At 71.1% G+C, this 26,479-nt stretch carries 27 protein-coding genes; 18 read left to right on the forward strand and 9 right to left on the reverse strand.

The window, feature by feature from the left end; genetic code table 11:
- Positions 1-35: 35 nt before the first annotated feature.
- The 12 genes from cpaB (at position 36) to ACZ4S3_RS08180 (ending at position 9,229) form a co-directional block, all read left to right on the forward strand.
- A complete protein-coding gene (cpaB, locus tag ACZ4S3_RS08125; protein ID WP_467928108.1) occupies positions 36-755 on the forward strand; it encodes a Flp pilus assembly protein CpaB in 720 nt (239 codons plus the stop codon).
- 13 nt (positions 756-768) lie between these two features.
- Complete coding sequence (locus tag ACZ4S3_RS08130; protein ID WP_467928113.1) at positions 769-2,214, forward strand: AAA family ATPase; 1,446 nt, start codon at positions 769-771, stop codon at positions 2,212-2,214.
- Positions 2,215-2,601 (forward strand): TadE family protein, encoded by a 387-nt coding sequence (locus tag ACZ4S3_RS08135; protein WP_467928117.1) that lies wholly within the window; start codon positions 2,215-2,217, stop codon positions 2,599-2,601.
- On the forward strand, positions 2,598-3,056 hold the full coding sequence (locus ACZ4S3_RS08140) for a TadE/TadG family type IV pilus assembly protein (protein ID WP_467928121.1): 459 nt from the start codon (positions 2,598-2,600) through the stop codon (positions 3,054-3,056). Before ACZ4S3_RS08135 ends, ACZ4S3_RS08140 begins: the two co-directional genes overlap by 4 nt.
- On the forward strand, positions 3,053-4,393 hold the full coding sequence (locus tag ACZ4S3_RS08145) for a CpaF family protein (RefSeq protein ID WP_467928126.1): 1,341 nt from the start codon (positions 3,053-3,055) through the stop codon (positions 4,391-4,393). Before ACZ4S3_RS08140 ends, ACZ4S3_RS08145 begins: the two co-directional genes overlap by 4 nt.
- The gene (locus ACZ4S3_RS08150; protein ID WP_467928130.1) at positions 4,390-5,337 is read left to right on the forward strand and encodes a type II secretion system F family protein; all 948 of its coding nucleotides are present in this window, start codon (positions 4,390-4,392) and stop codon (positions 5,335-5,337) included. The genes ACZ4S3_RS08145 and ACZ4S3_RS08150 overlap by 4 nt, the downstream gene beginning before the upstream one ends.
- A gap of 60 nt (positions 5,338-5,397) precedes the next feature.
- Positions 5,398-6,291, forward strand: coding sequence for a DUF5936 domain-containing protein (locus ACZ4S3_RS08155; RefSeq protein ID WP_467929639.1), 894 nt, complete (start codon positions 5,398-5,400; stop codon positions 6,289-6,291).
- A 3-nt stretch (positions 6,292-6,294) separates the two neighbouring features.
- Positions 6,295-6,759: a hypothetical protein gene (locus ACZ4S3_RS08160; RefSeq protein ID WP_467928134.1), complete on the forward strand. Its 465-nt coding sequence runs from the start codon at positions 6,295-6,297 to the stop codon at positions 6,757-6,759.
- 361 nt (positions 6,760-7,120) lie between these two features.
- The gene (locus tag ACZ4S3_RS08165) at positions 7,121-7,282 is read left to right on the forward strand and encodes a hypothetical protein (protein WP_467929748.1); all 162 of its coding nucleotides are present in this window, start codon (positions 7,121-7,123) and stop codon (positions 7,280-7,282) included.
- Between the two features lie 8 nt (positions 7,283-7,290).
- Positions 7,291-7,953, forward strand: a complete 663-nt coding sequence (locus ACZ4S3_RS08170) for a pilus assembly protein TadG-related protein (protein WP_467928138.1) — start codon at positions 7,291-7,293, stop codon at positions 7,951-7,953.
- 74 nt (positions 7,954-8,027) lie between these two features.
- A complete protein-coding gene (locus tag ACZ4S3_RS08175) occupies positions 8,028-8,609 on the forward strand; it encodes a hypothetical protein (protein WP_467928143.1) in 582 nt (193 codons plus the stop codon).
- Between the two features lie 8 nt (positions 8,610-8,617).
- Positions 8,618-9,229 carry an OmpA family protein gene (locus ACZ4S3_RS08180; RefSeq protein WP_467928148.1) on the forward strand — a complete coding sequence of 204 codons (612 nt, stop codon included), beginning with the start codon at positions 8,618-8,620 and terminating at the stop codon, positions 9,227-9,229.
- Here the strand turns inward: ACZ4S3_RS08180 and ACZ4S3_RS08185 are convergent.
- Positions 9,207-9,611, reverse strand: a complete 405-nt coding sequence (locus ACZ4S3_RS08185) for a DUF192 domain-containing protein (RefSeq protein ID WP_467928152.1) — start codon at positions 9,609-9,611, stop codon at positions 9,207-9,209. The genes ACZ4S3_RS08180 and ACZ4S3_RS08185 overlap by 23 nt on opposite strands.
- 84 nt (positions 9,612-9,695) lie before the next feature.
- Here ACZ4S3_RS08185 and ACZ4S3_RS08190 point away from each other — a divergent pair, with 84 nt between their 5' ends.
- Entirely contained in the window at positions 9,696-10,433 is a 738-nt protein-coding gene (locus tag ACZ4S3_RS08190) for a prepilin peptidase (RefSeq protein WP_467928156.1), read from the forward strand.
- A gap of 244 nt (positions 10,434-10,677) precedes the next feature.
- On the opposite strand, the gene mgrA is transcribed toward ACZ4S3_RS08190, so the two are convergent.
- Positions 10,678-11,715 carry an L-glyceraldehyde 3-phosphate reductase gene (gene mgrA, locus ACZ4S3_RS08195; RefSeq protein ID WP_467928158.1) on the reverse strand — a complete coding sequence of 346 codons (1,038 nt, stop codon included), beginning with the start codon at positions 11,713-11,715 and terminating at the stop codon, positions 10,678-10,680.
- A gap of 124 nt (positions 11,716-11,839) precedes the next feature.
- On the opposite strand from mgrA, the gene ACZ4S3_RS08200 reads away from it, so the two are divergent.
- From ACZ4S3_RS08200 to ACZ4S3_RS08215, 4 genes are all read left to right on the forward strand, one after another.
- Positions 11,840-12,637 carry an isoprenyl transferase gene (locus ACZ4S3_RS08200; RefSeq protein WP_467928162.1) on the forward strand — a complete coding sequence of 266 codons (798 nt, stop codon included), beginning with the start codon at positions 11,840-11,842 and terminating at the stop codon, positions 12,635-12,637.
- A gap of 533 nt (positions 12,638-13,170) precedes the next feature.
- The gene (locus ACZ4S3_RS08205) at positions 13,171-14,493 is read left to right on the forward strand and encodes a PhoH family protein (RefSeq protein ID WP_467928166.1); all 1,323 of its coding nucleotides are present in this window, start codon (positions 13,171-13,173) and stop codon (positions 14,491-14,493) included.
- Between the two features lie 408 nt (positions 14,494-14,901).
- Positions 14,902-15,603: an aggregation-promoting factor C-terminal-like domain-containing protein gene (locus ACZ4S3_RS08210; RefSeq protein WP_467928171.1), complete on the forward strand. Its 702-nt coding sequence runs from the start codon at positions 14,902-14,904 to the stop codon at positions 15,601-15,603.
- A gap of 137 nt (positions 15,604-15,740) precedes the next feature.
- Positions 15,741-17,222, forward strand: coding sequence for an AI-2E family transporter (locus ACZ4S3_RS08215; RefSeq protein ID WP_467928173.1), 1,482 nt, complete (start codon positions 15,741-15,743; stop codon positions 17,220-17,222).
- A 166-nt stretch (positions 17,223-17,388) separates the two neighbouring features.
- Here the strand turns inward: ACZ4S3_RS08215 and ACZ4S3_RS08220 are convergent, their stop codons facing one another.
- Both ACZ4S3_RS08220 and ACZ4S3_RS08225 read right to left on the reverse strand, forming a co-directional pair.
- Positions 17,389-17,922 carry an alkyl hydroperoxide reductase gene (locus ACZ4S3_RS08220; protein WP_467928177.1) on the reverse strand — a complete coding sequence of 178 codons (534 nt, stop codon included), beginning with the start codon at positions 17,920-17,922 and terminating at the stop codon, positions 17,389-17,391.
- Between the two features lie 30 nt (positions 17,923-17,952).
- On the reverse strand, positions 17,953-18,507 hold the full coding sequence (locus ACZ4S3_RS08225) for a peroxiredoxin (protein WP_467928181.1): 555 nt from the start codon (positions 18,505-18,507) through the stop codon (positions 17,953-17,955).
- A 166-nt stretch (positions 18,508-18,673) separates the two neighbouring features.
- On the opposite strand from ACZ4S3_RS08225, the gene ACZ4S3_RS08230 reads away from it, so the two are divergent.
- Entirely contained in the window at positions 18,674-19,633 is a 960-nt protein-coding gene (locus tag ACZ4S3_RS08230) for a hydrogen peroxide-inducible genes activator (RefSeq protein ID WP_467928185.1), read from the forward strand.
- 4 nt (positions 19,634-19,637) lie between these two features.
- Here ACZ4S3_RS08230 and ACZ4S3_RS08235 read toward each other — a convergent pair whose 3' ends face one another.
- From ACZ4S3_RS08235 to ACZ4S3_RS08255, 5 genes are all read right to left on the reverse strand, one after another.
- A complete protein-coding gene (locus ACZ4S3_RS08235) occupies positions 19,638-20,258 on the reverse strand; it encodes a Uma2 family endonuclease (RefSeq protein ID WP_467928189.1) in 621 nt (206 codons plus the stop codon).
- A gap of 92 nt (positions 20,259-20,350) precedes the next feature.
- Entirely contained in the window at positions 20,351-20,926 is a 576-nt protein-coding gene (locus ACZ4S3_RS08240) for a Uma2 family endonuclease (protein WP_467928193.1), read from the reverse strand.
- A gap of 14 nt (positions 20,927-20,940) precedes the next feature.
- On the reverse strand, positions 20,941-21,540 hold the full coding sequence (locus ACZ4S3_RS08245) for a dihydrofolate reductase family protein (RefSeq protein WP_467928197.1): 600 nt from the start codon (positions 21,538-21,540) through the stop codon (positions 20,941-20,943).
- An 81-nt stretch (positions 21,541-21,621) separates the two neighbouring features.
- Positions 21,622-24,054, reverse strand: coding sequence for an FtsX-like permease family protein (locus ACZ4S3_RS08250; protein ID WP_467928202.1), 2,433 nt, complete (start codon positions 24,052-24,054; stop codon positions 21,622-21,624).
- A gap of 7 nt (positions 24,055-24,061) precedes the next feature.
- Positions 24,062-26,452, reverse strand: a complete 2,391-nt coding sequence (locus ACZ4S3_RS08255; protein ID WP_467928207.1) for an FtsX-like permease family protein — start codon at positions 26,450-26,452, stop codon at positions 24,062-24,064.
- Positions 26,453-26,479 lie beyond the last annotated feature (27 nt).

Here is a 26,479-nt window from a genome sequence, read left to right on the forward strand (position 1 = left end):
GCCAGCCCCCGTCCCCCGATCGAGGTCCAACGTCCATGAACTCACGCCAGCGCCGCGGAGTGATCCTGCTTCTCGTGTCGGCCCTCTGTGCGGTCGGCGCGTTCATCGGCGTGCTGTCGGTGATACAGAACGTCGAGTCCAAGGTCGGCCCGGAGAAGACGGCGTACCGGCTGAAGGCGGATGTGGCGGCCTATAAAGCGCTGGATCCGGGGCAGTTCGAAAAGGTGAAGATGCCCGAGCGGTGGCTGCCGCCCACCGCGGTGACCGATCTCGACCAGGTCAGCGGCAAGATAGCGGTGACCCCGCTGAAGAAGGGATCCCTGCTCCAGGACGACATGGTCGTCGACCGGCCGGCGCTGAAGGCCGGCCAGCAGGAGATCGCCATCATGATCGACGCCGCCACCGGTGTGGCCGGCAAGATCAACCCCGGCTCCCGGGTGAACATCTACGCCACCTTCGAGGGCAAGCGCCCGGAGGACAAGCCGGTCTCCAAGGTCATCGTCGCCGGTGCCCAGGTCATCGACGTCGGCAAGCTGACGCCCCTGGAGGCCCGGGACCCTGGCGATGCCGCCAGTGCCACCCGCCAGGCCGGCGAGGCCGTCCCGATCACCTTCGCACTGAACACCCAGGACGCCCAGCGGGTGGCGTACGCCGAGTCCTTCGCCTCCCACGTACGGCTCGCCCTGCTCGCCCCGGGCAGCGATGCCACCATCCCGCCCGGCGAGCGCACCTACACCCTCGACGGCGACAAGTGACCCGGAGGCACAGGTGACCATCCGCATCCTCCCCGCAGTCGGCGACCCGGACGCCGCCCGCATCGTGTCCTCGCTGCTCAGCCAGCTGCCGGACGCCGAGCCCGCGCCGGTGGTCGCCGACTCCACCACGCTGCTGAACGCCCTGGCCGCGGCCCCGGGCGGTGCGCAGCCCGCGGGCCCCACCGGCGGCCGCGGTCCGGCCCCCGCCGTCGAGGGGCTGCCCGAGGTCGTCCTCGTCCATGAGCGGATCGGCCCGTTGCCGGCGCTGGAGCTGATCCGGGAGGTGGCGCTGCGCTTCCCGGCCGTCGGGGTCGTCCTGATCACGACGGATGCGGGGCCCGCGCTGTTCTCCGCCGCGATGGACGCCGGTGCCCGCGGCATCGTCGGACTGCCGCTGGGCTACGAGGAACTGGCCGCCCGGGTGCAGGCCGCGGCCCAGTGGTCGGCGGGCGTCCGCGTGCACCTGGGGGGCAGCCCGGACGCGGTCCCCGGGCCGGCCGGGACCCTGGTCACGGTGACCGGCGCCAAGGGCGGTGTCGGCACGACCGTCACCGCCGTCCAGCTGGCGCTGGCCGCACGCGCCGCGGGCCGCAGCGTCGCCCTGGTGGACATGGACCTGCAGTCCGGCGACGTCGCCTCCTACCTGGACGTCCAGTTCCGTCGCTCCATCGTGGACCTGGCGGGCATCGAGGACATGTCCGTACGGGTCCTCCAGGACGCGGTGCACGACCACCACACGGGGCTGGGGCTGCTGCTGGCGCCGGAGGAGGGCGAGCGCGGCGAGGAGGTCGACGACCGCGCCGCCCGGCACATCGTCACCGCACTGCGCTCCCGCTACGAGGTGGTGATCGTCGACTGCGGCTCGCAGATGCAGTCCGCGAACGCCGCGGCCGTCGAACTCGCCGATGTGGCACTGCTGGTGACCACCCCCGACGTGGTGGCCGTACGGGCCGCCAAACGCCAGGTACGGCTGTGGGACCGGCTGCAGATCCGCAAGGCCGCCGACACCACGACACTGGTCAACCGGCTCACCCGCAGCACCGAGATCCAGCCGCCGCTGATCGCCAAGGCCACCGGCACCCAGATGGCCAGGACCCCCGTCCCCGCCGCCTTCAAGGAACTTCAGCCCTGCGTCGACGCGGGCCGGATGCAGGACCTCGACGCCCGGTCGACGGTCAAGCAGGCGCTGTGGGCGCTGGCCGCGGAGCTGGGCCTGGTCGACTCGCCGGCCGCGCGGCAGGGCCGGGGCAGCCACCGGGGGCGTACGGCGCTGACGGGCCGCAAACGCAAGGCGATAACGGCCGGTGCGCCTCCTGGATCCGGCGCAGGCCCGGGGCAGGTCCCGGCGCCGGCGGCAGGCACCGGGCGGGGAGCGGCGCGGTTCGGGGCACGCCGGGGTTCCGCGGCGGCCGGCGGTGCGGGGCCGTTCGACGCGGCCGGCCCGTACGAGGAGGGCTGAGTGGTGCGGCGCCCGCTGGGCGGCAGCGACCGGGGCCAGGTCTCCGTCGAATTCCTCGGCCTGCTCCCGCTGATCGGGCTGGTCCTCATCCTGCTCTGGCAGTTCGTGCTGACTGGCTACACCTACTCGCTGGCCGCCAACTCCGCCGACCGCGGCGCGCGGGCCGCCACCGCCGTCGAGACCGGCGGCGCGGGCGCCTGCCACACCGCCGCCCTGCGCGATCTGCCCACCTCCTGGCGCAGCGGAGCCACCACCGACTGCCACACCGAGGCCGGTCTGTGGAAGGCGACGGTCCGCATCAAGGTCCCGGTGCTGTTCCCCGGCGCGGGCACCTTCCCCTGGACGGTGACCGGTTCGGCCGGTGCCGTGAAGGAGGCCCGAGGATGACGGCGCGAACGACGACCCGGCTTCCCGCCCGGCTGCGCGGCCACACCCGCGACCGCGGCCAGGTGTCCATCGAATTCCTCGGCTTTCTGCCGGTCCTGCTCGCCGTCGCGCTGGGCGTGATCCAGCTGGGCCTGGGCGCGTACGCCGTCCAGCAGGCCGGTACCGGCGCCCGCGCCGCGGCCCGTACCGCCTCCCTCGACCAGGCCGACCGCGAGGCCGACCCGCAGGCCGCGGGCCGGGCCGCGATGAGCGGCTGGATCGGCAAGGGCGCCACCATCTCGATGGGCGGCGGCGCGGACGCGGTGCGCGCCACGGCGACCGTCCACATCCCGTCCATCGTCCCCGGCGTCGACTTCGGCTCCGCCAGCCGCAGCGCCACCATGCCCCGCCCCCGTACACCGAGCGCCCTGGGCGCTCCGCGGACGGGTCCGTACGAAGGAGCCACCCGGCGATGAGCCTGAAAGCACGGATCGTCGCCCCCGAGGTGCCCGCCGAGGCGCGCCACGACAGCCATCTCGTCGCCGTCTACCGCGCCAAGCTGCTCGAAGAGATCGACCTCGCCGAGATGTCCTCGCTGAGCGCCGCCGAGCGCCGCTCGCGCCTGGAACGCGTGCTGGGCCACATCATCAGCCGCGAGGGCCCGGTGCTCTCCACGGCCGAGCGCTCCCAGCTCATCCGCCGGGTGGTGGACGAGGCACTGGGGCTGGGCGTCCTGGAGCCGCTGCTCGAGGACGCCTCCATCACCGAGATCATGGTCAACGGCCCCGACCAGGTGTACGTCGAGCGCTCGGGCCGGGTCGAGCTCCTCCCCGTCCGCTTCGCCTCGCACGAGCAGCTGATGCAGACCATCGAGCGGATCGTCTCCACCGTCAACCGCCGCGTCGACGAGTCCAATCCGATGGTCGACGCCCGCCTCCCGTCCGGTGAACGCGTCAACGTCATCATCCCGCCGCTCGCCCTGAACGGCGCCATCCTCACCATCCGCCGCTTCCCGCGCGCCTACACCCTGGCCGAACTCATCGGCATGGGCACCCTCGACGAGCAGATGCTGATGCTGCTGGCGGGGCTGGTGCGCGCCAAGTTCAACGTGGTCGTCTCCGGCGCCACGGGCGCGGGCAAGACGACGCTCCTCAACGCCCTCTCCGGCCTCATCCCCGACGGCGAACGCATCATCACGGTCGAGGACGCGGCCGAACTCCAGCTCCAGCAGTCCCACGTCATCCGCCTGGAGTCCCGCCCCCCGAACGTCGAGGGCAAGGGCCGCATCACCATCCGCGACCTCGTACGCAACTCCCTGCGCATGCGCCCCGACCGCATCATCGTCGGCGAGGTCCGCGGCGGCGAGACCCTCGACATGCTCCAGGCGATGTCCACCGGCCACGACGGCTCCCTCGCCACCGTCCACGCCAACAGCGCCGAGGACGCCCTGATGCGGCTGCAGACCCTCGCCTCCATGTCGGACGTGAAAATCCCCTTCGAGGCGCTGCGGGACCAGATCAACAGCGCCGTCGACTGCATCGTCCAGCTCACCCGGCACGCCGACGGCTCCCGCCGGATCAGCGAGATCGCCATCCTCGCCTCACGCGGCCACGAGGACTACCGGATCGCGACCGTGTGCCGCTTCGACGCCGAACCGATGGGCGCCGACCGCGTCGTGCACGGCGCCTTCCGCTACTTCCCGCTGCCCCGCCGGATCGCCGAACGCCTCTTCATGGCCGGCGAGCCCACCCCGCCCGCCTTCGGCGTGGCGGCCACCGACGACCAGCTCGCCACCCGGAAGGCCACCTCATGACCGGCGGGAACGCCCTGCCCCTGCTCGCCCTCGGGGCCACCGCGCTGTGCGGAGTGCTGGCGGTCGTCGGCGTACGGATCTACGCGGCCGGGCGCGCCCAGCGGCAGGCCATCGTCGACCGCCTCGCCGACGAGAGCGGGCTGCCGCCGGCCGGGCGCCGCCGCCGCTTCCCGTCCGTCGACCGCACCCTGCGCGCCACCCGCTTCGGCCGCCGCCTCGAACTGCGGCTGGCCGCCACCGGGCTGGACCTCACCCCCGGCGAATTCTTCATCTACCTTCTCGCCGCCGTCCTCGTGCTCTGGCTGATCGCGCAGGCCACCCTCGCCGCGTTCTTCGGCCCGATCGCCGCGCTGATCGCCGTCTGGTCCGCCTTCGCCTTCCTCAACTGGCAACGCCAAAAGCGCATCGAGAAATTCATCAACCAGCTCCCCGAACTCTCCCGGATCCTCGCCAACGCCACCCAGGCCGGCCTCGCCCTGAGGACGGCACTGGGCATGGCCGCCGAGGAACTGGAGGCCCCCGCGGGCGAGGAACTGGCCAAGGTCTCCGACAAACTCGCCGTCGGCCACTCCATCGACGACGCCCTCGGCGAACTCGCCGAACGCCTGCCCTCGCGCGAACTCGTCGTCCTGGTCACCACCCTGGTCCTCGCCAACCGCGCGGGCGGCACCGTCGTCGGCTCGCTGCGCAACCTCACCAAAACCCTCGAGGAACGCAAGGAAACCCGCCGCGAGGTCCGCACCCAGCTCTCCCAGGTCGTGGTGACGGCCTATGTCGTCCCGCTGCTCGGCATCGGCACCCTGCTCCTGATGAACCGCATCGCACCGGGCGCCATCGACCGTATGACTTCCAGCTTCCTGGGTCAGATGGCGGTCGTCGTAGCCTTCGTCCTCTACGCCCTCGGCTTCTACTTCATCCGCCGCTTCGCCAAAATCGACGTCTAGGAACGGCCGTCGGGAACCGTCGGCCGTCAGGAAAAGGCAGGTACAGGAACAGGTATGGGAATGGGAATAGGAATCCTCCTGGCCCTCGCCTTCGCCCTCTCGGTCGTCGGCATCTGCTGCGGCATCGCGCTCTACCGCCGCGAGGCCAGACTCCCGCCCGACCTCGCGCTGTCCCTGGAGGTCGGCTCGACGCGTACGACGGTCGTCGGCTCGGCCGTGGACCGTATGGGCATGCGCTACGCGCCGCTCGTGCTGCGCCTGATGGGCCCCAAGCGCGTCGCAGGCGTCCGCCGCCGTATCGACCGGGCCGGCAACCCCGGCGGCCTCACCGTCGACCGGTACGCCGCCCGCCGCGCCTTCTACGGGGCCCTCGGCCTCTTCGCCGCCCTGGTGATGTTCCTCCGCGATCAGCCCCTCCTCGGCGTCCTCATGCTCCTCTTCGCCCTCTTCTGGACCGAGGTCGGCATCTGGGCCGCCATCCGCCAGCGCAAGGACACCATCGAACGCACCCTCCCCGACTTCCTGGACGTCCTCGCCGTCGTCGTCAGCGCGGGGCTCGGATTCCGCCAGGCTCTGGACCGGGTCGCCGAGAAGTACGAGGGCCCCTGGGCCGATGAACTCCGCATCACCCTGCGCCAGATGGACATGGGCGTCAGCCGCCGCCAGGCCTTCGCGGAACTGCGCAAACGCAACGACTCCGAACAGGTCGCCCAGTTCGTGACGGCTCTCCAGCAGGGTGAGGAGCTGGGTTCACCCATCGTCGAGACCCTCATCCAGATCGCCAACGACATGCGCCGCACCGACGCCCAGAACGCCCGCCGCCGCGCCACCCGCGCGGTCCCCAAGGCCACCATGGTGATCACCACCTTCATGGTCCCGGCCACGATGATCCTGCTGGTCGCCGGCTTCTTCCTGGGCTCCGGCACCAACTTCGGTTCCCTGATGGGCAAATGAGAGATGCAGCAGACCGATCCCGGCCGGCGGACCGCACCCGTGGACCCCACCGCACCCTCCCTCACCTGGCGCCGCTGCACCGCCCTCGGCGTCCCCGCCCTCGTCCTCCTCGGCGCCGGCTTCTTCACCCTCTTCGCCACCGCCTTCGCCCACGACACCTTCCACGACTGCCACTATTTCGGCCCATCCTTGCGGATGCACATCGCCGCTTGGGCCGGTCTCGCCTGCGGTCTCGCGGCCCCCGCGCTGTACGTCGCACTGCTCGTGCGGGCGGCCCGCCGGGGGTGGCGCACGGGCTCGTCGACGGCCTCCGCCGTCGCCCTTGCGCTCCTGCTCCTGGGCTTGCTGCCACTGCTCTTCGAGGCGGTCTCGGTGTGGTCGCTGTACGCCCCCGACCCCTCCGGCGGCAACGACTGCTCGGGCCTGTCCCACCCCCTCGCCGACGCGGCACGGTACGCGGCCGGATGAGGACGCTACGGACCCCGCTTCTCGCCAACGACTTCGCAGGAGCAACGAGTTGTGCCACAGTGGACGTCCTGGCGGCCCCCCTCGCACCCCGGTACGAGTGGGCCGGCCGGTTCCAGTGGTGTCGAAGTGCCGGATGATCCCGGAGGGGGAGCGGGGGTGGTCGAGGTGCGACTGAGTGGCCAGAATGTGCCGTTGCGCCGCCCGTTCCTCTTCCTCACGGAGGAAGGGGTTCGGAATCCCTGTTCCGGGAACGCTCATCCGGCGTACTTTTCAAGTGTCACGCGCGCGGACAACCGCGCCGACACCACGGGGGCAGACCAGCCGGACCAGAGCGGGCCGGCCGCCCATGGAGGGGAAGACGATGGCGAAGCGGTTTTTGGGGAACGACCGGGGACAGACCTCGATCGAGTACCTGGGCATCATCGCGGTGGTCGTGGCGATCGTCATCGCGATTGCCGGTACGGACATCGGCCAGTCCATCTACGACGCCATCACCGCGAAGATTTCTCAGCTCACCGGCTGATTGACCCCGTGCGGCGCGGCGTACGGCGAGACGCAGGGCAGGCCTTCCCCCTCTATATCGTGGCCGTGGCGGGCCTGCTCTTCCTTGCCTTCGCCTTCTTCGCCGTAGGCCAGGCGGCCGCCACCCGCAACGGCGCACAGACCGCCGCCGACGCCGCGGCCCTGGGCGCAGCCCAGAGCTACCGCGACGACGTCTACCGCGCGCTGCGCAAGGCGCTCGACGGCGACGACGACGCCTGGAAGGACCTGCTGAAGGCTATGGGTGCCCCCACCGGCACCGCCTGCGACAGCGCCGGGTGGTTCGCCGGGAAGAACGACGCCGATGTCACCGGCTGCACCCCCGACTCCTGGCCGACATCCTTCGCCGTGGAGGTCACCACCCGTGGCACGGTGGGCGATTCGATCGTCCCCGGTACGGAACGGACCCATGCGTCGGCCCGCGCCAAGGCGGTCGTCGTCCCGCGCTGCACCGTACTGCCCGCGAAGGCGGGGCAGCCCGGAGACGGTGGCGGCGACGGCGGCAAGGCCGGTAAGAAAGGGGAGGAGAAGAAGCGGGCCGGCACGGGGAAGATCGAGCTGACCTGCGACGGAAAGCACTGGACCCTCGACCCGAAGCACCTCGACCCCTTCCCCGAGCCCGCCGACTTCTTCGCCGTCCGACTCGCCCGATGACCCTCCGCCGCCCGTCCCTCGCTGAATTACCCCTCGCTGAATGAGCACCGATGACCAGCAAAGGAATCTCGCCCATGAGCATGCGACGCACCGCGAAGCGCCGTAAGGCGGCGGCCGCGATCGTGATTGCCGCCGGCTTGGCCTTCGGCGCGGTCGGCTGCGGCAGCGACAGCCCAGCGACGGACGTTGCGAAGAAGCCCAAGTCGCGGACCGGCTCGCACAGTTCCCCGGCGAGCGCGCCCGCCGCGGACTCCACCAAGGTCATCGCGGTGCTCAAGGGCAAGAAGGGCATGGTTCTCACCCTCAACTCCGCGGTGCGGGACGCCGGTGGCTTCGTCACGGTGCAGGGCGTCCTGAAGAACACCAGCGCCGAGCCGTTCAGCGAATCGTCCGCCTGGCGGGGCGACGAGACGGAGATGCAGCAGCACGGAAACCACCTGGGCGGGGCGACGCTGATCGACGCCAAGGAGCGCAAGCGCTACTACGTCCTGCGGGACACCGAGGGGCGCCCGTTGGCGACGACCGGCATCCGGATCATCAAGGCCGGAGAGACCCTGCCGGTCTTCATGCAGTTCCCGTCGCCGCCGGCCAGCACGACCGATGTGGAATTCCAGCTGCCGACCTTCCCCTCCGCCGACATCGAGATCACCGGGTGAGTGCCCCCATGTCCACAGGCCGCACGCTCCCCAGGGCCCTGACGGCAGCCGTCACCGCCATACTTGTCGCCGGGCTGCTGACACCGACGGCCAAGGCGGACGACCCGCCCGGAACCCACGAGGACTCCGCCCCACCGGTCCGCATCGACCCCAACGACCCCGACCTCCGCATGGTCCAGGGTGCCAGGCTCGCCCCCTCCAAGGTCCTCAACATCAAGTCCATCGTCGAGAGCGACGACGGCTCCGAGCGCCGCCAGGACACCAACGACAATGTGACCTTCTCGCTCCAGGCCGAGGTTCTCTTCGGCAAGGACAGTGCCAAGCTCTCGCCGGACGCGCTGTCGCGTATCGACACCATCGCCTCCGAGGTCAAGCGGCAGAGCGCCACCAGCCTGCGGGTGTTCGGGTTCACCGACAATCTCGGCTCGGCCGCGCACGGTCTGACGCTGTCCAAGCAGCGCGCCAACGCCGTGCAGCGGGAACTGGCCAACGACCTCGGCTCTTCGGTGTCGTTCGATATCCGCGGCTACGGCGAGCAGTACCCGATCGCCGACAACGCCACCGAAGCCGGCCGCAAGAAGAACCGCCGGGTCGAGGTCAGCTTCCCGCGTACGGGGTGAGGGGCGGCCGCGTGACGCTCAGGCGGCAGCCGGGGCGCAGGCCCCAGCGGGCCATCGCGCCGGCCTCCGCCTCCAGGACGTGCCGGGCGCGCAGCCGGGGTCGGCCCAGCCGGCCGGGGCGCATGGTGCGTACGGCCAGCACGGTCAAGTCCCGGCTCAGATAGGCGACATCGATCGCGAACCGCATCCGGAAGGTGTGCACCCCGCTCGCCGGGGTCAGCAGCAGCGCCCCCTCGATACCGTCGCGGCCCAACAGGCCACGGGTGCGGGCCCGGTAGGACGCCGCGATCTCCACCGGGATGCCGCTGCCCGCGCCGGTGTCCGCGCCCGCGCCGGTGTCCGTGCCGTGCAGGATCCCCGGGCCGTTCTTCCAGCGCGCCATGCCCGTCGTTCTATCAGCTGCCGCGTGGGACGGGTAAGTCCACAGCCCTCCGCAGCCCCCGGCGGCCCCGTCTAGGGTCGGGGCATGTCGGTGATGCTGATGGTTCTCGCCGCCGCCTACGGGGCCGCGGCCGGGCTGCTCATACCTCGGCCCGTCCACCGGATGGCCGTCGAGCCGGAGGAGACATGGCGGGCGGCTTGCCCCGGCGGGCATGCGATCGGCGGGGCGGCACGGGGCTGGCTGGGACGGGGACGCTGCCCGGAGGCGGGGTGCGGGGCGTACGGGCCGGGGGCGCTGCCGACGGCGGCCGTTACCGCGCTGTCCTGTGCGGGGCTCGCGGCGGCCACCGGGGGGCGGCCCGAGCTCGCCGTCTGGCTGGCGATGGCGCCGGTCGCCGTCCTGCTGGCCGCGGTCGACCTGCGGGTGCACCGCCTCCCGGACGAGCTGACGCTGCCGCTGGCGGCCGTGGCGGCCGCGGCGCTGGGACTCGTCGGCCGGCTGACGGGGGAGTCCGGGGCATGGGAGCGGGCGCTGCTGGGCGGACTGGCGCTGGGTGTGTTCTATCTCCTGCTGTTCGTCGTCAACCCGGCGGGCCTCGGCCTGGGTGACGTCAAGCTGGCGATCGGGCTGGGCATCGCCCTTGGGTGGTACGGATGGCGCACCGTCGTCACCGGGGGCGCGGCGGGGGTGCTGATCGGTGCCCTGTACGGAGCGGGGCTGATGCTGGCCCGGCGCGGCGGGCCGAAGGCCATGCCACTCGGGCCATTCATGATCATTGGAGCGTTCGGCGGGCTGCTCCTGGGGGCCGCCGCGACGGCCTGAGGGCGCCCGCCCCTGCCGCCCGCCGCCGCGCCGAGCCACGCCGCAATCGTGGCGGTGCACGCACCACCCCTCCGTCGGGGTTATGGTGGAAACCCCCCCTCGGGCCGGTCCGTAACCCCCCCCCACGGACCGGCCCGTTTTTTTGTGCCGCCCGGCAGGAGCCGCAGCGGGCACCCCGGCTTCCCGGCCCACCACCGACCGCAACCCACAACGGCTCCTGCCCCGGTCCGCCGGTCGTACGGGGCTAGCCCCGCTTGGCCCAGATGTTCACGCCCTCCGTCGACGTCGCGAACTCGTCGATCTCGGCCAGCTCCGCATCCGTGACCTCGGGCCCCTCCAGGGCCGCGACATTGGCCTCCAGCTGCGCCACGCTGCTGGCGCCGATCAGCGCGGAGGTCATCCGCTCGTCGCGCAGCACCCAGCACAGGGCCAGCTGCGCCAGCGACTGGCCGCGGCGGGTGGCGATGTCGTTGAGGCCGCGCAGACGCCGTACGACGTCCCCGGACAGCAGATTCGGGTCCAGGGACTTGCCCTGGGAGGCCCGCGACCCCTCGGGGATGCCGTGCAGGTACTTGTCGGTGAGCATGCCCTGCGCCAGCGGCGCGAAGGAGATGCAGCCCATGCCCTCGGCCTCGAGGGTGTCGAGCAGGCCGTCGTCCTCGGTCCAGCGGTTGATCATCGAGTACGAGGGCTGGTGGATCAGCGCCGGAACACCCATTTGGCGCAGAATGCCGGCCGCCTCGCGGGTCTGCTCGGCGTTGTAGGACGACACACCGGCGTAGAGCGCCTTGCCCTGGTGGACCGCGGACGCCAGCGCGCCCATCGTCTCTTCGAGCGGGGTGTGCGGGTCGAAGCGGTGCGAGTAGAAGATATCGACGTAATCGACACCCATCCGCTTCAGTGAGGCATCCAACGACGAGAGGAGATATTTCCGCGATCCCCATTCACCGTAGGGACCGGGGTGCATCAGATATCCGGCCTTCGTCGAGAGAATGATCTCGTCGCGGTAGGGCCGGAAGTCCTGTGCGAAGATCTTGCCGAAGTTCAGCTCGGCGGACCCAGGCGGCGGGCCGTAGTTGTTGGCCAGGTCGAAGTGGGTGATGCCCAGGTCGAAGGCCCGGCGCAGGATCGCCCGCTGGGAGGTCAGGGTGCGGTCGTCCCCGAAGTTGTGCCACAGTCCGAGAGAGATAGCGGGGAGTTTCAGGCCACTGCGGCCGGTACGCCGGTAGTCCATGGAGTCGTAGCGCGAATCCACGGCGCGGTAGTCAGATGTGCCAGTCATGCTCATCTCCCTATCACGTACCTGTGACACACCTGATTGGGCCGTCGACACACCCGAGACGTAAAGTTGCCCACTTGAGGCGACGGGGCGATGGCCATTTCGGCACGGAGGGGCTGGACCACATATGACGCGATCTTCCGGGGTGCGCATCCCTTATCCGCCCGCACTGCGCAATCTGGTCTACCGGCTGTACGCGCGCCGGGTGGAGGGCCGCCTGGACCACACCCAGGTGCCCAAGCACATCGGCGTCATCCTGGACGGCAACCGCCGCTGGGCGCGGGCCGACGGGCGGACCCCCGAGCAGGGCCATCAGGCGGGCGCGGTCAAGATCGGCGAGCTGCTGGGGTGGTGCGCGGAGACCGATGTCGAGGTCGTCACGCTCTGGCTGCTGTCGACGGACAACCTCGACCGGCCCGAGGGCGAGCTGAAGCCGCTGCTGGGCATCATCGAGAACACCGTGCGCGACCTGGCCGCCGACGGCCGCTGGCGGGTGCACCACGTCGGCAACCGCGATCTGCTGCCGGAAGCCACCCAGCGGGTGCTCAAGGAGTCCGAGCAGGCCACGCTCGAGAACAAGGGCATTCTGGTGAACGTCGCGATCGGCTACGGCGGCCGCCAGGAGATCGCCGACGCGGTGCGTTCGCTGCTGCTGGACCACGCCGAGCGCGGCTCCACCTTCGAGCAGCTCGCCGAGATCGTCGACATCGATCTGATTTCCGAACACCTCTACACCCGCGGCCAGCCCGACCCGGACCTGGTGATCCGTACCAGCGGCGAACAGCGGCTGTCGGGCTTCATGCTCTGGCAGAGCGCCCACTCGGAGTACTACTTCTGCGAGGTCTTCTGGCCGGCGTTCCGGAAGGTCGACTTCCTGCGCGCACTGCGCGACTACGCCGCCCGCCACCGCCGTTACGGCTTCTAGGGGGTGTCGTCGAATTCCCGCCTGGCGCGCGGCGTCTGCCACGGCACCTCGCGGCGTTGTCGGCACACCCGCATAGAACCACTATGCGGGCGCACCTCCGCCTTGCGATGCACCGCACCAGACGCCGCGCGCCCCGCCCTACGGGCGAACGACGGGAATTCGACGACACCCCCTAGTACGCCCGCCCCGAACGGCCTGCCCCACCGGCGTCTTCGCCGCTCAGCCGCCACCCGTGATCGACGGCCGTAACCAAAGGTTCATCGACCGTGTGTCATATGCCGTGGCATGGGGGCGGGTCATCGAGGGCATATCCCTTGCAGGTCGGCGTCCGGAACAAGACATCGGGTGCCGTATCTCAGCGGACGGCATGGGGCCGTCCGCCCGGGAGGCCCTTTGCACATCACGGACGATCGTGCGCAGTGCACGGACGACGCGGAGGGCCGGTGTTCGGCCCGCGCATCGTGGCCTGAACCCGGTCCTGTCCCCCGCGACGCCGTCGCACCCCAACCTCATCCGAGGGGGTTCGTCCACCCGTGGTGAACAGCAACAAGCGCCGTGAGAACGGCCGGCGCACTTACGTCCTCGACACCAGCGTCCTGCTTGCGGATCCAGGCGCCATGGCCCGCTTCGACGAACACGAAGTCGTCCTGCCGGTCGTCGTGGTCACGGAGTTGGAGGCCAAGAGGCACCATCCCGAACTCGGCTACTTCGCACGGCAGGCGCTCCGGCTGCTGGACGAATACCGGGTCCAGTACGGGAGGCTGGATGCCCCCATCCCCATCGGCGAGCTCGGCGGCACGCTCCGGGTCGAGCTGAACCACTCCGACCCGGGCATCCTGCCCGCCGGCTTCCGCCTCGGCGACAACGACTCCCGGATCCTCGCGGTGGCGCGCAATCTGCAGGCCGAGGGGTACGACGTCACCGTCGTCTCCAAGGATCTGCCGCTGCGCATCAAGGCGTCCTCGGTCGGTCTGCTGGCCGAGGAGTACCGCGCCGAGCTGGCGATCACCGACTCCGGCTGGACGGGCATGGCTGAACTGGCCATCTCCGCGGAGCAGGTGGACGATCTGTTCGCCGCCGAGACCGCGGACGTTCCGGGCGCCGAGGACCTCCCGGTACATACGGGACTGGTGCTGCAGTCCGAGCGCGGGAAGGCGCTCGGCCGGGTCACCGCGGACGGCGGGGTCCGGCTGGTGCGGGGCGACCGGGAGGCGTTCGGGATCCACGGCCGCAGTGCCGAGCAGCGGATCGCACTGGATCTGCTGCTGGACCCGGAGGTCGGGATCGTCTCGATGGGCGGCCGGGCCGGTACGGGCAAGTCGGCGCTGGCGCTGTGCGCGGGGCTGGAGGCCGTACTGGAGCGCCAGCAGCACCACAAGGTGATGGTCTTCAGGCCGCTGTACGCCGTCGGCGGGCAGGAGCTGGGCTATCTGCCGGGCAGCGAGGCCGAGAAGATGAGCCCCTGGGCGCAGGCGGTCTTCGACACGCTCTCCGCGGTGACCACCAAGGACGTCATCGAAGAGGTCGTGGGGCGCGGCATGTTGGAGGTGCTGCCGCTCACACACATCCGCGGGCGGTCGCTGCACGATGCGTTCGTCATCGTGGACGAGGCCCAGTCCCTGGAGCGGAACGTCCTTTTGACGGTTCTGTCCCGTATCGGGGCCAACTCCCGGGTCGTACTGACACATGACGTCGCACAGCGGGACAATCTGCGGGTCGGGCGGTACGACGGCGTGGTCGCGGTCGTCGAGAAGCTGAAGGGCCATCCGCTCTTCGCTCACGTCACCCTCAACCGCTCCGAGCGATCCCCGATCGCCGCACTGGTGACCGAAATGCTGGAGGACGGCAGGATCTGACCCGTTGTGAACCACCGCGCCGCCCGGAGAAGCGAAGGAGCTTAGCCGGGCGGCGCGCGTATGCGCGGGGATATCCGAAAATACTGGTGCGTAAACGAGGTGTGAGCTTTCACACCCGGCCGGGAATTGATTCACGGCGTGCCGTTCGGGCAGAGTCTGGGTCCTGTCAGGCCCCGCATACGGCACCACCAGCATCCCCAGAGGTGCGGAACAACCGAACTTCATAGCGAGTCGCCGTATGCCGCCCGAGCACCACGCGGACCCCCGAGGGGGACGTACCGGGCCAGTGCCTCCCGTGACCAGCCGGTCCCGCCCGTTCAACTGGGTCCGGAACAAGGGGAGACCAGCGCCAGGGGCACGATTGCGTCCGCGAGGTCACCTATGCGGGCGATGCTGGAAGGAAATCGTGTGAGCCGGATCTCGGTCCGGGGATTCGCCGTGGCCTCCGCCACCGCGGTCACCACCGTCGGCGCCGTTGTCGGCGTCGCTGCAGGCAACGAGCCCGCCTCGATGGGCAACACCGAGGCTGCCGCTGCCGACGCGACGATCGCCGACATTCCCGCGGGCGCACAGGCCCAGGTGCAGACGGCTTCCCTGACGCAGCAGGCGGACGACCAGTCCAGCCAGGCGGACGCGGCGGCCCTCAAGTCCGCGCAGGAAGCCGCCCGTAAGGCAGCCGCGGACACCGCGCAGTCCAAGAAGGACGCCGCGGACGAGGCCAAGGCGAAGAAGGACGCCGACGCACGCAAGAAGAAGGAGCTGGCCGCGTCCCGCTCCGCTTCGCGCGACGTGAGCGACCTCCTCGGCAAGAGCTCATACACCGTCGCCGAGACGCAGGGCATCGCCCGGCAGATGATGGCGAGCGACCAGTTCCAGTGCTTCAGCAACATCGTGGACCATGAGTCCGGCTGGAACTACCACGCCACCAACGCCTCCTCGGGCGCCTACGGACTCGTCCAGGCCCTGCCGGGCTCGAAGATGTCCTCGGCGGGTTCCGACTGGCAGACAAACCCGGCAACCCAGATCAAGTGGGGCCTGAACTACATGAACGACCGCTACGGCAGCCCCTGCGGCGCCTGGTCGTTCTGGCAGGCCAACAGCTGGTACTAGGCCGTACCAGGGCCGTATCGCCGGCAGCACGGCACTTCCGAAACCCCCGACCGCGTCAGCGTCGGGGGTTTCGCGTATCCGGCACAGGTAACGTCGTGCCGTCAGGTGTGGCGTAGGGGAGGGGAAGAGGAAGCGACATGTCCAGATTGCCTCAGTGGGTCGGTGGCCTCGGCGCCGGTCTGACGCGGCTCTCGCAGCGGCTGGAGGACCAGCGCCGCCGGGCGGAGGCCGGCGACCCGGACGAGCTGAGGCGCGGCACGTACCCGCCCGAAGGCGTTCCCGCGCGGCCGTCCTACGCGCCGGCCGCCGACGGCCCGGCCGCAGTGCTCACCGCCACCCGCACGGCCGTACCGGACGTCGTGGACGGCGTGCCGCGGGCCGCCATCCAGGACGCACCGCCGGCCGCCCCGCCCCTCCCGCCCGACTCCGTCCCCGCCCCGCCCTCCTACGCACCGGCCGTCGCGGCCCGCCCGGACCCCGTCGCGGCGGTGCCGTGGGGCGTACGGGTCGCCGCCGAGGTCGGCTGGCGGCTGCTGGTACTGGCCGGGACGCTCTGGGTGCTGGCGAAGGTCATCACCACCATCCAACTGGTCGTGCTCTCCTTCATTGCGGCGCTGCTGATCACCGCGCTGCTCCAGCCCACCGTGGCGTGGCTGCGCCACCGCGGGCTGGCGCGGGGCCTGGCCACCGCGCTGACCTTCATCGGCGGGTTCGTTGTCATGGGCCTGGTCGGCTGGTTCGTGGTGTGGCAGGTCCAGGACAACATCGACTCGGTGTCCAGCCGCATCCAGGAGGGCATCACCGAGCTCAAGGGCTGGCTGCTGAAGAGCCCGTTCCATGTGACCGAGGGTCAGATCAACCAGATCGCCAAGAATCTGCAGGAAGCGGTCGGCCACAACACCGAGGCGATCACCTCGGCCGGGCTGGAGGGCGTCACCGTCGTCATCGAGGTGCTCACCGGCATCCTGCTGGCGATGTTCACCACGCTCTTCCTGCTCTACGACGGCCGCCGCATCTGGACCTGGCTCCTCAAAATCTTCCCCGGCGCGGCCCGCGAGGGCGTGGCGGGCGCCGGACCGCGGGCCTGGCGCACGCTGACCGCCTACGTCCGCGGCACGGTGATAGTCGCCCTCATCGACGCGATATTCATCGGCATCGGCCTGTGGGTCCTCGACGTCCCGCTGGCCGTCCCGCTCGCCGTCTTCATCTTCCTGTTCGCCTTCATCCCGCTGGTGGGCGCGGTGGTCTCCGGCGCGCTGGCCTGCGTCGTCGCGCTCGTCACCCAGGGCGTCTTCGCGGCCCTGATGGTGCTGGCGATCGTCCTGGCCGTCAATCAGATCGAGGGCCATGTCCTGCAGCCGTTCATTCTGGGCCGCGCGGTACGGGTCCACCCCCTCGCGGTGATCCTCTCGGTCGCCTCCGGCAGCCTGATCGCGGGCGTCGGCGGCGCGGTTGTCGCCGTCCCCCTGGTGGCCGTCACCAACACCGTCGTCGGCTACCTCCGCTCGTACTCCAAGGAGCAGGCGCTGCGGATGATGCCGGCGCCGCACCACGGGGCCACGGCGCTCGGGCCGACGCCCACGGAGGCCCGTACGGGCGCGGGGGAGGCCGGCGAGTAGCGGCCCTCCGGCACCGCACGCACGGCGCTACACGCACGGCCCCACACATACGGCCCCACACATACGGCCCCACACATACGGCCCCACACATACGGCCCCACACATACGGAAACCCCGCAGAAGAATCTGCGGGGTTTCCGTATGTGGTGAAAGGTGGCGCCGGGGATTACTCCGCCAGCGTCTCCTCGGCGTCCAGCGTGGCGCCCACGGCCTGCAGGACCGAGGCGATCTTGATGGCCTCGAGGATCGTCTCGCGGTCCACGCCCGCCTTGCGGAGCACCTGCTCGTGCGAGTCCAGGCACAGACCGCAGCCGTTGATGGCCGAGACGGCCAGCGACCACAGCTCGAAGTCGACCTTCTCCACGCCCGGGTTGCCGATGACGTTCATCCGCAGACCGGCACGGAGGTTGCCGTACTCGGGGTCCGACAGCAGGTGCCGGGTGCGGTAGAAGACGTTGTTCATCGCCATGATGGCGGCGGCCGACTTGGCGGCCTTGTACGCCTCGGCGGAGAGGTTGGCCTTGGCCTCCGGCTCCAGCTCGCGCAGCACCTTCGGCGAGCGCGAGGCGATCGCGCAGGCCAGGACGGTGCCCCACAGCTGCTGCTGGGGCAGGTCGCTGTTGCCGATGACCGAGCCGAGGTTCAGCTTCAGGTCCTTGGCGTAGTCCGGTACGGCGGACTTCAGTTCGTCGAGAGCCATGTCAGATCGGCCTTCCGTTCCGTGGTCAGTTCACTCGCCGGAGAGGAGCGCAACCGGGTCGAGGGTGTCCTCACCCTTGGACCAGTTGCAGGGGCACAGCTCGTCGGTCTGCAGGGCGTCCAGGACCCGCAGGACCTCCTTGGGGTTACGGCCCACGGAACCGGCGGTCACCATCGTGAACTGGATCTCGTTGTTCTGGTCGACGATGAAGACGGCACGCTGCGCGAAGCCGTCCTCGCCCTCGATGCCCAGGTCACGCATGAGCTCGTGCTTGGAGTCGGCGAGCATCGGGAAGGGCAGGTCGGTCAGGTCCGGGTGGTCCTTGCGCCAGGCGTGGTGCACGAACTCGGAGTCACCGGAGAAGCCGAGTACCTGCGCGTCACGGTCGGCGAACTCCTCGTTCAGCTTGCCGAAGGCGGCGATTTCGGTCGGGCACACGAAGGTGAAGTCCTTGGGCCACGCGAAGACGACCTTCCACTTGCCCTCGTAGGTCTTGTGGTTGATCTGCTCGAATTCGTTGCCGGACTCGAGCGAGACGCAGGCGGTCAGGTCGAACTCGGGGAACTTGTCACCGACAGTGAGCACGCGCTCTCCTTGCAGCGGGGGGAAAAGCCGGCACGACGTTCCTTTTAAGGCCCTTTTTGGGGGATCGGCGGCTTTCCTTGGGGCTTGGACGATTCACACAGTGCCACAGCAGCCATTGATCAGGGAAATAGCTAGACTGGTTGATGTTGATCGGAGGTGGTTATCAGTGGTGTCCCCGGTGAGCCCCGGAGGCCGGCCCCGCCAGCCCAGCCTGGCCCAGCTGCGGGCCTTCGCGGCCGTGGCCGAGCATCTGCATTTCCGCGAGGCGGCCGCCGAGATCGGCATGAGCCAGCCCGCGCTGTCCGGCGCGGTCTCCGCACTGGAGGAGGCACTCGGCGTACAGCTTCTGGAGCGTACGACGCGCAAGGTGCTGCTCTCGCCCGCGGGGGAGCGGGTGGCGGCGCGCGCCCGTGCGGTCCTGGAGGCGGTCGGTGACCTGATGGAGGAGGCGGAGGCGGCTCGCGCCCCGTTCACCGGCGTCCTGCGCCTCGGCGTCATCCCCACCGTCGCGCCCTACCTCCTGCCGACGGTCCTCAGACTCACCCACGGCTCCTACCCGGACCTCGACCTCCAGGTCCACGAGGAGCAGACCGCCTCGCTGCTCGACGGCCTGACCCAGGGTCGCCTCGATCTCCTCCTCCTCGCCGTCCCCCTCGGCGTCCCCCAGATCGCCGAACTCCCGCTGTTCGACGAGGACTTCGTCCTGGTCGCCCCCAAGGAGCACTGGCTGGGCGGCCGCGCCGACATCCCCCGGCAGGCGCTCAAGGAGCTCGATCTGCTGCTGCTGGACGAGGGCCACTGCCTGCGCGACCAGGCCCTGGACATCTGCCGCGAGGCGGGCCGGGAGGAAGGCGCCCCGGTGACGACGAGCGCGGCCGGGCTGTCGACGCTGGTCCAGCTGGTGGCCGGCGGACTCGGGGTGACGCTGCTGCCGCGTACGGCGCTACGGGTGGAAACGGCCCGCAATGACCTGCTGACGACCGGCTATTTCGCGGACCCGCAGCCGTCGCGGAGAATCGCCCTCGCCATGCGGACGGGCACCGCGCGCCAGGCGGAATTCGAGGAGTTCGCGGGGGCGCTGCGGGAGGCGATGCGGTTGTTGCCGGTGCGGGTGGTGGAGGGGTGAGCCGTCAGTTTCCTTTCCGCCCATACTTGAGCATCGCCTCTACGTCGAGCTTGACCTCGGCGCCGAGAGAGGCGGGAAGGATGGCCTGCTCTCCAGGGGCGTGGACACGGTGGCTGTCGTACCCATTCTCGTTGGGGTCGGTGAGGACGTGGACGCGATTGTGCTTGCGATCGATGATCACGTAGATGGGAATCTTGGCGTTCGCGTAGGCGATGACCTTTGACTTGAGGTCATTGTTGTAGTTGCTCGACGTCACTTCGAGGACGAGGCGGAAGACCACGGGGTCGTAATTGGTCTCTTCGATGAGGTGCTCGTCGAAATCGGCGTCGACGACCGAGAGGTCAGGGATGGCATAGTCCTCGGGACCGTCCGGGAGCCAGAGGCCGAGGTTCTGAAGCACCGCCGTCTCGCCGTCGTCCAATCCGGCCGCGATAAAGGGTCGCATGAGCTTCGTCAGGGCCCGTGCGTGAGGGCCGTCCGGCGCTGGGGTCACTGTAAGGGTGCCTCCGATGATCTCGGCTCGGTAGCCGGGGAGGCGCTCCATGATCTCGTTGGCCGCTTCGAGCAGCGTCATTGGCCTGGCCCTGTAAGAGGGCTGGGGGTACTCGACAGGTGCTGCGGACATCAGGTGCCTCCTGAGGGCGGGTGCCGAGACCATCATCGTAGGCAGAGGCACCTCCATACGTCTCGTACGACCACGTTCACCCGTTCGAGGAGTCAGCGACGGGCGACTTCGAGGAGTGCCGTCACATCGAACTCGACCTCCGCGCCGATGGAGGCGGGGAGCGTGACGCGCTCGCCCGGAGCGTGTACCCGGTGTTCGCGGTATTCGCCGTCGGAGGGACTGGTGAGGACGTGGATGCGCTCGTCCCGCCGGTTGATGATCACGTATACGGGGATCCGGGCATCGGCGTACGCGGCGACCTTCGACCGCAGCTCATTGCCGTAGTTGTTCGAGGTCACTTCCAGGACCAGGCGGAAGATCACCGGGTCGCAGCAGTTGTACTCGACCTCGTGGCCCTCGAAGTCGTCGACGACGGAGAGATCGGGGATGGCGAAGTCGTACGGGCCGCCCGGAAGCCAGACGCCGACTCGCTGGAGGGCTTCCGTGGCTTTGTCATCCAGCCCCGCGCGGACGAACAGGTCCTGGAGGCGGGACAGCACGCGGGCATGCGCCACATCCGCCAACGGCGTCACACAGATCTCACCCCCGATCACCTCGAACCGGGCGCCCGGCACCCGCTCCATCAGCCAGTCGACTTCGTCCAGCAGGGTCGGGGTGCGCGGGCGCATACGGGTCCTGTTCGTTACGGGGCGGCCGGGCGGTCGTACGTCAGGAACGCCGCGCCGCTCTTGAGGACACTGTGGGCGGTCAGTTCCCAGGTGCGGGGGTCGAAGGCGGTGGTGGGGGAGAAGAGAGGGATGCCGGAGCCGATGGTCAACGGGCCCACCTTGAGGAGGAGTTGGTCGATCTCCGGGTAGAGGGCGCCGGCCAGCTCGCTGCCGCCGAGCAGCCAGATGTCCTTGCCGGGCTGCTGCTTCAGCTCCCGTACCTTCTCGGCCGGGTCGGTGGCGACCAGTTCCACGGCCGGGTCCGGGCTCTCGGTCAGGGTGCGGGAGAAGACCAGGTGGCGCAGGTGGGGGTAGCAGTCGGTGAAGCCCGCCTTGAGACCTATCCCGTAGGTTTTGCGGCCTTCGAGGACGGTGTCGAAACGGGTGCCTTCGGCGGTGATGCCGAGGGCCGAGCGGGCCTGGACGGGGAGGATTTCGGGGAGTTCGGTGGTGAGGTGTTCGAGGTAGTCGCCGGGGATCGGCCAGAAGCCGTCGGGGCCGGTGGGGTCCGCGCCGTCCGGGCCGGCGATGAAGCCGTCGAGGGTGGTGGCGATGCAGTAGACGAGTTTGCGCATGGAGGGTCCCCCTGATGGTGCGTGACATGGCGCCAACACCATCGCGGACGACGAGGGTTGGCGAGGTGATCTTAAGGGGGCTCACTCCGTACGGAGGCCCTCCGGCCGCATCAGGCGCCAAAGGAGCGGCAGGGAAAGGGCCGTGACGCCCAGGATGACGGTGGCGGCCGTGCCGGTGAGGGTGAGGATGGCCGGCCAGTCCGGTTTCAGGGGGCGGCTGACCATGTGGAGGAGGAGGGAGCCGAGGGAGAGGCCGCAGGTGACGGCGAGGGTGAGGCCCAGAGCGACGGGGAGGGCGGTCTGCCACAGGACCGAGCGGCCCAGGACGGCGCGGGGGGTGCCCAGGGCGTCGAGGGCGGACAACAGGCGGGCGCGGTCGTGGAGTTGTTCCAGGGTGGTGAGGAGGAGGCCGCAGCCGATCAGGAGGAGGACGGCGATCGCGCCTGCGGTCAGGCCGCGGCGGGTGAGGCTCAGGGCGTCGTCGGTGTCGCTGTCGGGGGCGTAGGGGTCGGGGGTCGGGGAGAAAACGGCGACACGGGGGTCGATGTGGGCGGCGGCGTTGCGGAGGTGTTCGAGGGCGTCGGGGCGGTCCGGATCGAGGCGGAGCAGCGCCGTGACGGTGTGATGGCGCAGGAGGCCGGCGTCCAGGGCCTGGGGGGTGATGAGGACGCGAGGGGTGGCGAACCAGGGCGGGAGGGTGCCGTGGGTGACGGCGTGGCGGACCGTGGCCGGGACCGTCCAGGTGGCGGGGCGGCGGTGGTCGGTGCGGGCGGCGGACGGTTCGAGGGCCAGGCGCTGGCCGGGGCGCGGGGGCGGGCCGGCGCTGCCGGGGGCGTCGGTGACGAAGACGTCGCCGTCGGCGCAGGCGCCGATGCGGGCCAGCAGGCGGAGGGCGGGGCAGTCGGCGAGGACCAGGGGGTAGGGCTCGGGGTCGTCGTACTCCTGGGCGGGGCCGCGCCCGGTGTCGCGCGGGGGCGTGGCGGGGCCCGCGTACGCGGTGATCAGGCCGTGGCTGGTGCGGACGCCGTCGGCGGCGGCCAGCCGAGCGTACATCTCGGGGGCGTGGGCGGCGGGCAGCGTGCCGTCCCGGGCCTCGGCCGCCGTCCACCGGGTGGCGGGCGCGGCCTCCGACGGGAATGCGCCCCCGGTGCCGGTCAGCAGCAGCTGTACGGCGATGGCGCCGGCCACCGCCACGGTGATCCCGCTGACCGAGCGGACGGCCGTGGCGCCGGTCAACTGGAACCTCCGTACGGCCAGTTGCCAGGACGGGCCGCCGCGCCCGGAGCGGCCCAGCCGGGCCACCGCGGCGTCCAGCAGCCAGGGCAGCAACACCGCGACGCCCAGGAGGAGGAGCGAGGTCCCCAGGATCAGCTGGGTGGTGGCCGCGTCCCCGGAGCGGAATCCGCCGATGGCCTGGGGCAGCAGCAGCGCCACCCCGGCGGCGGGCAGCAGCAGCCGCCACCACAGCCTGCGGCGCAGCGGCGGCACCGTACGGGTCACCCCCAGCGGTTCGACGGTGACCCGCCGCATGGTGAACAGCGTGACGCCCACCGCGCAGCCGGGGACGGCCAGGGCGATGAAGGCGGTGAGGACCGCGTCCGGGACGACGTCGGAAGGGAAGACGCCGAAGCCGGCGACGGTGAGGAAGGAGAGCGGGACACGGGTGGCGAGGAAGAGCACGGTGCCGGTGAGCAGGCCCAGCAGGGCGCCGACGAGCGCCTCGCCCGCGGCGATCCGGCGGGTGGTGGCCCGGTCGGCGCCGACCAGCCGGAGCGCGGCGAGCCGCCGGTCGCGGCGCTCCCCGCCGACGCGTACGGCGGTCGCGAGGAAGACGGCGATGGGCGCGAGGAGCGCGACGCAGCCGACCGAGATGCCCACGACGACCAGCGGGCTCGACTCGAACCGCGCGGCGGGTGCCCCGAAGCCGGCGATCCGCTCGACGGTGTCGCCGGGGCCGCGCAGCGCGTCGGTGCCTTCGTAGAAGCGGAGTTCGCCGGGGTGGGTCAGGCCCGCGTCGCCGATGCGGGCGGTGATCCGCAGATGCGGGAAGCGGTCCTTGAGCAGCGCGCCGTCGGGGGAGGCCAGGAGGTCGGCGAGGGCGGGGGAGACGGCCAGCTCACCGGGGCCGGGGAGCCGGGACAGGCCGGGCGGGACGGGGGCGTGCGGCCCCTCCGCCTGTACGGCCAGGCCGTGGACCGCCGCGCCGCGGTACGTGGTACTCGCCGACGTGGTCAGGAGGGTGCGGTCCGTGGGGCCGGATCCTTGTGCGGCGGGCGCCACGGTGCGGGACCGGTCGCGTGCCAGGGCGGCGTTGAAGGCGTTCGGGATGGCGGCGGCGAGCAGCAGTACGGCCACGCCCAACCCGACGCCGAGCGCCGTCAGGGCCGTACGGATCCAGCCCTTGCGGCCGCCGGTGACGGCGAACCGGGCGCCCATGGCCAGATCACGGCACCAGCGGACGGCCTCCGGCCCCCGGGGGCCGGACCGCATCCGGTCGTGCGGGTCGTACGGCATCGGCACGTCACTCCGTCCGCAGCCCGTCCGGCCGCATCATCCGCCACAGCGGCGGCAGGCTGAGCGCCGTGACGAACAGGATCACCCCGGCGCCGATAGCGGCCATCCCGGCCACCACCGGCCAGTCCACGACCACCGCGCTGCCGATCATGGTAAGCAGCAGCGTCCCCAGCGCGAGCCCGCAGCCGAGCGCGAGGCCGAGCCCGAGGACGACCGGGAGGGCGGTCTGCCACAGGATCGACCAGCCCAGGGTGGTGCGGCGGGTGCCGTGGGCGTCGAGGGCGGACAGCAGCCGGCGGCGCTCGTAGAGCTGCTCGACGGTGGAGATGATCAGGCCCGAGCCGATCAGCAGCAGCGTGAGGACGGAGCCGATGAAGACGCCGGCGCGGACACTGGAGAGCTGCCGGTCATGGGGGTTGTCGAGGTTGGAGTACTCGCGCAGGGTCGGGTCGATGCCCGCCGCGGCGGTGCGGATGCGCTCGAGGGCGTCCGGGGTGCCGCGGTCGAAGTCGACCTTGAGCTCCATGGTGGGGTACTCGAGCCGGGTGGTGTCGATCGCGCCGGGCGTGGCCAGCAGGTCGTACGAGTAGGCGTCCGGGCCGATTCCGGGTGCGCGGAGCTGGGCGGGGCGGGCGGTGCGGGGGATCTGCCAGGGGCGGGGGGCCTGCCGGGTGTCGTCGTCACCGAACCTCGGGTTGAGGTCGAGGGTCGCCCCGGGGGCCACGACCGGCCCGGGGACGGTGGCGGAGCCCCGGTCCCGGGCGCCGGTGAGGAAGACATCGCCGTCCCGGCAGGAGGGCAGCCGGGCCAGCCGCCGCAGTTCGCCGCAGCTGCCGACGCCGAGGGACGCGGTCTGCCTGCCGGACGCGTCGCCCCCGGGGCCCGGCATCCGGCCCACGGATGCGTCGATGGCGCCGCGCGCCGCGGTCACCCCGGGTGTGGCCCGCAGCGCGGTGAGCGCCCGCTGGGTGTGCGGCCAGTCGTCCGCCTCGACCCAGTAGCCGACCCGCGGCAGCTTGCCGGACATCGCGTACGCCTGGGCGTAACCGGCCTGCATCCCGGTCATGAGCATATGGACCGCGATGGCACCGGCCACCGCGACGGTGATGCCGCCGACCGCGCGGGTGGCCGAGCCGCTGCTCAACTGGAGGCGGCGGACGGCGAGCTGCCAGGGGACCGGGCCGCCGCGCAGCCGCCCGACGGCCGCGTCGACCAGCCAGGGCAGCAGCGCGGTGACCCCGAACAGCAGCAGGATCGAACCGGCCGTCAGACGGACGGTGTTGAGCCCGGTCTCGGTCCATGGCACCCCGGCCGGGAACAGCAGCAGGGCGCCCAGGGCGGGCAGCGCCAGCCGCCACGGCAGCCGGCGGCGCAGCGGCGGGCGGTTGCGGACGATGCCGAGCGGATCGACGGTGATGCCGCGCTGCGCGATCAGCGTCACCAGGACCGCGGCCGTCGGGACGAGGACGGCGATCGCCGCGGCGGCGAGCGGGCCGGGCGTCACGTCCGAGGGGAAGACGTTGACGTCCCACAGGGTGATCGGCGACGCGAACTGCCGGCCGCCCAGAAACAGTACGGCGCCCCCGGCCAGCCCCAGCAGCGCGCCGAACAGGGCCTCGCCGGAGGCGATCCGGCGGGTGGTGCGGACATCGGCGCCGACCAGGCGGAGCGCGGCCAGCCGCCGCTCGCGGCGCTCGTTGCCGAACCGTACGGAGGTGCCGATGAAGACCATGACCGGCATCATCAGCGCCACACACGTCATGATCACGAGCAGTACGACGGGCCCCCGCATCGGCGGCGATTCCCAGTCCTTGCCGAAGTGGTCGATGCGGTAGCCGGCGGCCTCGCGGAGGGCGGTGGGCCGGGCGACATAGGTGAGCTCCTGCGGGCCGAGCAGGCCCGCGTCCCCGATGACCCCGGCCACGCGGTAGTGCAGCCGCTCGCGCAGCAGGGCGCCGCCGGGGGAGTCCAGCAGCTCCTTGAGGGCGGGCGAGACCAGCATCCGTCCGGGCCCGGGGAGGCGGCGGATGCCGGGCGGCACGGGCGGATGCGAGCCGTCGGGCCGTACCAGGCGCCCGCGGATCCGGGTGCCGTGGAAGGTGGTGTCCGCCGACGCGTAGAGCACGGTGTTGTCGGCGGCCTTCGGCTCGTGCTTCTGGCCGAGGTTCTCGCGTGCCTTCTCCCGGCCGTGCCAGGCGCTGGTCAGGGACGGTACGGACGCCCCGAGCAGCAGGACGGCCACACCCAGGGCGACGCCGAGCGCCGTCAGGGCCGTACGGATCCAGCCCTCGCGCCCGCCGCCGGCCGCGAAGCGCATCCCCATCGCCAGGTCCCGGGCCCAGGTGCCGATGGCCGGGCCCCGACCCCGGACCGCGGGGCCGGAGCGGGTCCTGCTCATCCGCACGGACAGCCCACGTACGGACAA

This window comes from Streptomyces sp. NPDC028368, assembly GCF_055565615.1.

Coding starts and splice junctions, on each gene's coding strand:
- cpaB (WP_467928108.1), top strand. CDS start 36: ATGAACTCACGCCAGCGCCGCGGAGTGATCCTGCTTCTCGTGTCGGCC.
- ACZ4S3_RS08140 (WP_467928121.1), top strand. CDS start 2,598: ATGACGGCGCGAACGACGACCCGGCTTCCCGCCCGGCTGCGCGGCCAC.
- ACZ4S3_RS08145 (WP_467928126.1), top strand. CDS start 3,053: ATGAGCCTGAAAGCACGGATCGTCGCCCCCGAGGTGCCCGCCGAGGCG.
- ACZ4S3_RS08150 (WP_467928130.1), top strand. CDS start 4,390: ATGACCGGCGGGAACGCCCTGCCCCTGCTCGCCCTCGGGGCCACCGCG.
- ACZ4S3_RS08155 (WP_467929639.1), top strand. CDS start 5,398: ATGGGAATAGGAATCCTCCTGGCCCTCGCCTTCGCCCTCTCGGTCGTC.
- ACZ4S3_RS08160 (WP_467928134.1), top strand. CDS start 6,295: ATGCAGCAGACCGATCCCGGCCGGCGGACCGCACCCGTGGACCCCACC.
- ACZ4S3_RS08165 (WP_467929748.1), top strand. CDS start 7,121: ATGGCGAAGCGGTTTTTGGGGAACGACCGGGGACAGACCTCGATCGAG.
- ACZ4S3_RS08175 (WP_467928143.1), top strand. CDS start 8,028: ATGAGCATGCGACGCACCGCGAAGCGCCGTAAGGCGGCGGCCGCGATC.
- ACZ4S3_RS08180 (WP_467928148.1), top strand. CDS start 8,618: ATGTCCACAGGCCGCACGCTCCCCAGGGCCCTGACGGCAGCCGTCACC.
- ACZ4S3_RS08185 (WP_467928152.1), bottom strand. CDS start 9,611: ATGGCGCGCTGGAAGAACGGCCCGGGGATCCTGCACGGCACGGACACC.
- ACZ4S3_RS08190 (WP_467928156.1), top strand. CDS start 9,696: ATGTCGGTGATGCTGATGGTTCTCGCCGCCGCCTACGGGGCCGCGGCC.
- mgrA (WP_467928158.1), bottom strand. CDS start 11,715: ATGACTGGCACATCTGACTACCGCGCCGTGGATTCGCGCTACGACTCC.
- ACZ4S3_RS08200 (WP_467928162.1), top strand. CDS start 11,840: ATGACGCGATCTTCCGGGGTGCGCATCCCTTATCCGCCCGCACTGCGC.
- ACZ4S3_RS08215 (WP_467928173.1), top strand. CDS start 15,741: ATGTCCAGATTGCCTCAGTGGGTCGGTGGCCTCGGCGCCGGTCTGACG.
- ACZ4S3_RS08220 (WP_467928177.1), bottom strand. CDS start 17,922: ATGGCTCTCGACGAACTGAAGTCCGCCGTACCGGACTACGCCAAGGAC.
- ACZ4S3_RS08235 (WP_467928189.1), bottom strand. CDS start 20,258: ATGTCCGCAGCACCTGTCGAGTACCCCCAGCCCTCTTACAGGGCCAGG.
- ACZ4S3_RS08240 (WP_467928193.1), bottom strand. CDS start 20,926: ATGCGCCCGCGCACCCCGACCCTGCTGGACGAAGTCGACTGGCTGATG.
- ACZ4S3_RS08245 (WP_467928197.1), bottom strand. CDS start 21,540: ATGCGCAAACTCGTCTACTGCATCGCCACCACCCTCGACGGCTTCATC.
- ACZ4S3_RS08250 (WP_467928202.1), bottom strand. CDS start 24,054: ATGCCGTACGACCCGCACGACCGGATGCGGTCCGGCCCCCGGGGGCCG.
- ACZ4S3_RS08255 (WP_467928207.1), bottom strand. CDS start 26,452: ATGAGCAGGACCCGCTCCGGCCCCGCGGTCCGGGGTCGGGGCCCGGCC.